Below are 5,475 nucleotides of genomic sequence, written 5' to 3'. Positions count from 1 at the left end.
CGCGGCTGAACCAGCGCAGCGCGATGATCTCCTCGCCGTCGGGGCGACCCGTGGTGTCGGCGCCCGGCGCCACTCGGGCCTCGAACCCGACCATCAGGGATGCCGGGAACGGCCACGGCTGACTGCCGAGGTACTGCGGATCCTGCACTCGCACGCCCGACTCCTCGAACACCTCGCGGATGACGGCGGCCTCGAGCGACTCCCCCGGCTCGACGAACCCGGCGAGCAGCGAGAAGCGGTTCGCCTCCCACAGCGCATTCGCGCCGAGCAGCATCCGGTCATCCTGGTCGAGCACCCCGACGATCACCGCCGCATCGGTGCGCGGAAAGTAGTCCTTGCCGCTCTCGTCGCGGCGCACCCAACCCGACTCGGCCGGCACCGTCTCGACCCCGGCTACCGGCGAGAAGCGCGACACCGTGTGCCAGTTCAGGATGGCGAGCGCCTGCGTGAAGAGGCCCGCGTCGCGTTCATCGAGCCGCGCTCCGATGCGGCGCAGATCGCCCCACTGTGCCTTTCCCGTCGGGATGTCGTCGAGCTCATCGAGCCCGTCGGTCGAGTCCACCGCGAGCGCGAGGATCGGGGTGCCCTCCGGCACATCGGGGACGGGGTTCGTCGTGCGCCCGAGGTACACCGCGAGTGCTGCCTGCGGAACAACCGACGGCGGCAGGATCGCGAGACTCGTCGGGGAGGCAAGCAGAGCGCGGCCCTCGTGCAACACGATCGCGCGGGTGCGGGAGTCATCGAGCAGCGCGTCGATCCCGCCCGCTCGGCCCAGATGGTCGCGATCCAGAGCGGCTCGAGCCAGCGGCAGCCGGGACGAGAAGGTGCTGGGAGGGGGAGTGTCGGACATCCGGACTCCTCCCGGGCCGACCTACCCTGTGGATATGGCCCGATCCCATCTCACTCTAGCGGCGCTCGCGACGTCCGCCGTGGCGGGGCTGGACATCGTCAGCGCCCAAGGCTTCGGCTCCCGCGGAGGCGACTTCGACGCCGCCATTCTCACCGGCCGGGACGGTCGACACTGGGTGATCCGAGTACCTCGCAGCGAACGCGCCGAACAGGAACAGTCCGCCGACCTCGTCGCCCTGCGAGCCCTCAGCGCCGGCGTGCGCGCCCGCCTGCCGTTCACCGTCTCCACCTTCGCCGGGCAGGTTCCCGTCGACGGCACCCGCGCCGTCGTCTCCGAATTCGTCTACGGCTCCAAAGTGCCCCTCGAGTCGATGAGCATCGAACTGGCGGCATCCATCGGGTCGGCCATCGCCGCCATCCACGCCCTCCCTCCGAACGTCGTCATCGACGCGGGACTCCCCTCGCAGTCCCCCGTCGAGACCCTCCGCGCCGTCGTCGCCCTCATGGACCGCGCTGCCGCCACCGGCCTCGTGCCCGCCGCGCTGCTCGGCCGGTGGGAACGCGCCAGCGAAGAACCAACCCTCTGGCAGTTCACTCCCGCGGTCGTCAACGGTGCGCTCGGATCGGACTCGTTCCTCTCCGCGAACGACGCCGTCACCGGGATGCTCGGCTGGCACGGGTTGCGCGTCGGCGACCCCGCGGCCGACCTCCAATGGCTGGCCGGCGCCTCACTCGACGTCGCGGACTCCGCGTTCGCCGCCTACTCACGCGTTCGCGGCACCGTTGACCGGCAACTGCGCCAACGCGCCTCGCTGCTCTCCGAACTCGAAGTCGCCCGCTGGCTGCTCCACGGCACCGAAACCCGCTCCACCGAGGTCGTCGACGACGCCGTCGGGATGCTCTCCGCCCTCGTCGACGAAACATCGCGCGACCTCATGAACCCCATTGGCGGACCCCAGGTACCGCTGGGAATCGACGAAGTCGAGCAATTGCTCGAGCGCACGTCCCGCATCCGCTGAGGTCGCTTTCCGTTTTCAGGAGTTTGGGTGACCAGAGTGGATGGCGTGGCTGCTGTTGTCACACGCGGTGACATTAGGAACACTCGCCTCACCCAATCCTGAAATGGAAATCGGGCAGGCACCCGTCAGCGGACCATCCGAATCGAGGCGAGGTTCTCCCACTCGGGCGCGGTCTTGCGGGTGCCGTCGGGGAGGAAGCCGTTGCGGCGGTAGAAGGCGATCGCACGCGGGTTGTCTTCGGCCGTCCAGAGATAGCTGGGGCGGTCGCCGACGGCGGCATCGAGCAGCGCCTGCCCGGTGCCCGAACCGTGGAGGCGCGAGTACTGGTAGAGATGGCGCAAACACCAGTCGCGTGGCGCATCATCCTCATCTGCCGGCGGGCCAGCCAGGGCGTAGCCGACGACCTCTCCGTCAAGTTCGGCGACGACAGTGACTGAGCGACGGGCGTTCGCGATGCCACGCCGGAAAGCCTCCGCGTCGCTCGACAACTCGGCGAGAAAGTCGGCGCTCAACAGGTGGGCGTAGGCCTCTCGCCACCCGGTGTTGCGGATGTCGGTGATGCGTTCCGCGTCGTCGGGGACGGCGGGGCGGACGGTGATCATGTGTCAGTGTGCAGGGCGTCGAGGGCGGCGCGCCAGGAGAGGGATGCGCAGCCCGCGCGCAGCGGGTAGCGGCCGATGCCGGCGAAGGCTTCGAGGTCGCCGAGGTCGGGGTCGGCAGCAGCCCCCGAGTCGAGGGTCGCGAGGTAGCGGGCCGTGAGCGCGCGGAACTCGGCGACAGCGAGACTGGATGCCGTGGCGGCGAGGGCAGAGGCAGCGGCGGTCGAAACAACGCACCCGTGACCCTCCCAGCGCAGGTCGGCGATGAGGTCGCCCTGAAGCACGACGCGCACCCGCACGTCGTCACCGCAGGCGGGTGAGCGCCGGTGGGCTTCGAGGCCCCGCAGGTCGCCGAGTCCCGCGCCGACCCGCGCGGTCGCGAGCTCCTCGATAAGGGTTGCCCGATCTGCCTCGGCGAGCACTAGCCCGACTCCGCCGCCAGGTGCAGCACCGCCGCCTCGAGCGCGTCGATCGCGAGCGCGACGTCGTCTTCGCGCACCGACTCGTCGGCGTGATGGCTGATGCCTCCCGCACAGCGCACGAACAGCATCCCGATCTCAGTGAGGTCGGCGATGGCCATCGCGTCGTGGCCGGCGATGCTCACCAGCTCGATCGGGTCGGCATCACCCGTCGCCGCGATCCCTGCCGCGATCGCCGCCTGAAGGTGCGGGGCGCTCGGAGCCTCCGGGGCGACGTGGGTCGAGGTGACCTCCAGGTCGAGCCCCTTGTCGCCGGCGATACGGTGCAATTCGTGGCGGATGTGGCCCCAGGTCGCATCGCGCCCGGCCGCGGTGGCGTCGCGCAGGTCGAGGCTGAACTCCGCGAAACCGGCGATGACGTTGACCGCGTCGGGTTCGACCCGGATGCGCCCCACCGTCGCGGGGCTGCCCCGGTCACGCGCGATCCGTTCGATCGCGACGATCCCCTCGCTCGCGCCGAGCAGCGCGTCGCGCCGCAACTCCCACGGGGTCGCGGAGTGCCGGGCCTCGCCACGGTACGAGATCACCCGCCGCTCCGCCGCCGCGATCGTCGTCACGACGCCGAGGGCACGGTCGAGATCCTCAAGCCGGGGACCCTGTTCGATGTGGCACTCCAGGTAGCCGACGAGCGAACCGGGCGCGCGGGCCGCGTTTCCGATGTTCTCCGGGATGAGCCCGAACGTCGTCGCCGCATCACGCAGCGCGATCCCGTCGGCGTCGGACAGGTCGAGCCAGGCATCCTTCCAGCCGCCGGCGAGCGCGCGCGAGCCGAGCAGCGTCGTGCCGAATCGCGTGCCCTCCTCGTCGCCGAACGCGACGACTTCGAGTGCGAACGGGAGGTCGGCATCCCGCAGCCGGTCGGCGACCTCGATCGCGACGAGAACACCGAGGATGCCGTCGTACCGCCCCGCGCCGGGAACGGTGTCGAGATGCGAGCCGAGCAGCAGCGCCGGGCGGTCGTCGTCATCGATGTGCCGCCGGCCGCAGACGTTCGCCGCCTCGTCGGGCCACGAGCGGAGTCCGGCCTCGCGCATCCATGCGGCGGCGATCGCGTTCACGCGCGTCTGTTCCGGCGTGAGGTAGGCGCGCTCGATGCCGTCTTCGCGCGCCGAGTGAGTGCTCAGTTCATCGGCGCGGGCGAGCACCCGCTGCGCTGTCATGCAGAAGCGCCATACGAGTCGAGGGCGGCGTCGGTTCCGGCCCCCGCAGGCACCTTCACGCCTGCCCGGCGCAGCACCTGCTCGAACGCGGCGAGGGTCGTCAGCACGGCATCCTTACGGGCGTTGTAACCCATCACTCCGACGCGCCACACCTTGCCGTGCATCGGCCCGAACGAGGTGCCGATCTCGATGCCGTAGTCGGCCAGCATGGTTGCCCGCACCCCGTCAGGGTCGACTCCGTCGGGGATCTGCACCGCGATGACGTTGTTCATGCGCACGCTCTGGTCGCCGAACAGCTTGAGCCCGGTGGCGACGAGTCCCGCCGTCATCGCGGCGCCGTTGATGCGGTGCCGCTCGACGGCAGCATCCATTCCTTCTTCGAGCAGAATGCGGGCGCACTCGCGGGCGCCGTAGAGCATCGTCGTGGCTTCGGTGTGGTGGTTGAGCCGTTTCGGCCCCCAATAGTCGAGGATCTGCGCGAGGTCGAAATAGTTGCTGCGGATCGGGTGGGCGAGCACCGGGTCGCCCTCGCTGCGGATGCCCGCCTCCACCGACTTGCGCGCCTCGATGATCGCGACGGCACGGTCGGAGAGGGTGATCGGTGACGATCCCGACGGCCCGGCGAGACACTTCTGCAGCCCGGCGGTGGCGGCATCCACCCCCCACTCGTCGGCCAGGAAGGTGTTGCCGCCCAGGCTCGCGGTGACGTCGGTGTAGAGCAGGGCGCCGTGCTTCGCGGCCAGCGCGCCGAGTTCGTCGAGCGGCTGCGCGACGGTCGTCGAGGTGTCGCCGTGCACGACGGCGAGCAGCTTCGGCTTCACCTCGCTGAGAGCTTTCTCGATCTCGGCGGGCGTGAACACGGTTCCCCACTCGCGCTCGATGACGTGAACCTCGGCGCCGCAGCGCTCGGCGATCTCGCGCAGCAGGTGCCCGAAGCGCCCGAAGATCGGCACGAGCACTTTGTCGCCCGGCTCGAGCAGACTCACGAACGCGGCCTCGATACCCGCGCGGGCGGTGCCGTCGATCAGCAGGGTCGCCGCATTCGTCGTGCGGAACACCCCGCGGTACAGCTCCTGCGCCTCAGCCATGTAGCCCGTCATCGCCGGGTCGTACTGCCCGACGAGCTGCGCAGACATCGCCCGCAGCACCCGCGGATCGGCCGTGATCGGCCCCGGCCCCATCAGCAGGCGGGCGGGCGGGTCGATCTGGTTCGCGGTCACCCTCCCAAGAATGCCACCACCCGTGGGCTGAGTAGCGCGCCGCTGCGCGGCGCGCGTATCGAAACCCGTGGGTTGAGTGCCGCCGAAGGCGGTGTATCGAAACCCGTGGGTTGAGTGCCGCCGAAGGCGGTGTATCGAAACCCGTGGGT

Annotated in this window: 6 protein-coding genes; 1 reads left to right on the top strand and 5 read right to left on the bottom strand. The window is 70.2% G+C overall.

Going from position 1 to position 5,475, the window contains the following annotated elements; translation table 11 throughout:
* Positions 1-850 (bottom strand): NAD(+) diphosphatase (gene nudC / locus RMO30_RS12580; protein WP_309714085.1); only part of this gene is annotated, 850 nt, incomplete at its 3' end.
* Between the two features lie 34 nt (positions 851-884).
* Between nudC and RMO30_RS12575 the strand changes: the two genes are divergently transcribed.
* A complete protein-coding gene (locus RMO30_RS12575; protein WP_309714083.1) occupies positions 885-1,868 on the top strand; it encodes a phosphotransferase in 984 nt (327 codons plus the stop codon).
* Between the two features lie 125 nt (positions 1,869-1,993).
* On the opposite strand, the gene RMO30_RS12570 is transcribed toward RMO30_RS12575, so the two are convergent.
* The 4 genes from RMO30_RS12570 to RMO30_RS12555 are packed head-to-tail and all read right to left on the bottom strand — an operon-like array spanning position 1,994 to position 5,326.
* Positions 1,994-2,470 carry a GNAT family N-acetyltransferase gene (locus RMO30_RS12570; RefSeq protein ID WP_309714081.1) on the bottom strand — a complete coding sequence of 159 codons (477 nt, stop codon included), beginning with the start codon at positions 2,468-2,470 and terminating at the stop codon, positions 1,994-1,996.
* Positions 2,467-2,889 carry an iron-sulfur cluster assembly scaffold protein gene (locus RMO30_RS12565; RefSeq protein ID WP_309714078.1) on the bottom strand — a complete coding sequence of 141 codons (423 nt, stop codon included), beginning with the start codon at positions 2,887-2,889 and terminating at the stop codon, positions 2,467-2,469. The genes RMO30_RS12570 and RMO30_RS12565 overlap by 4 nt, the downstream gene beginning before the upstream one ends.
* Complete coding sequence (locus RMO30_RS12560; protein WP_309714075.1) at positions 2,889-4,106, bottom strand: Zn-dependent hydrolase; 1,218 nt, start codon at positions 4,104-4,106, stop codon at positions 2,889-2,891. Before RMO30_RS12560 ends, RMO30_RS12565 begins: the two co-directional genes overlap by 1 nt.
* Complete coding sequence (locus RMO30_RS12555; RefSeq protein ID WP_309714072.1) at positions 4,103-5,326, bottom strand: alanine--glyoxylate aminotransferase family protein; 1,224 nt, start codon at positions 5,324-5,326, stop codon at positions 4,103-4,105. The genes RMO30_RS12560 and RMO30_RS12555 overlap by 4 nt, the downstream gene beginning before the upstream one ends.
* Between the last annotated feature and the right edge of the window lie 149 nt (positions 5,327-5,475).

It is taken from the genome of Pseudolysinimonas sp. (assembly GCF_031389465.1).
Classification (GTDB): domain Bacteria; phylum Actinomycetota; class Actinomycetes; order Actinomycetales; family Microbacteriaceae; genus Pseudolysinimonas_A.
The sequence above is the reverse complement of the archived record's forward strand: the minus strand, read 5'-3'. Positions and strand labels throughout refer to the sequence as shown.

Coding starts and splice junctions, on each gene's coding strand:
- RMO30_RS12575 (WP_309714083.1), top strand. CDS start 885: ATGGCCCGATCCCATCTCACTCTAGCGGCGCTCGCGACGTCCGCCGTG.
- RMO30_RS12570 (WP_309714081.1), bottom strand. CDS start 2,470: ATGATCACCGTCCGCCCCGCCGTCCCCGACGACGCGGAACGCATCACC.
- RMO30_RS12560 (WP_309714075.1), bottom strand. CDS start 4,106: ATGACAGCGCAGCGGGTGCTCGCCCGCGCCGATGAACTGAGCACTCAC.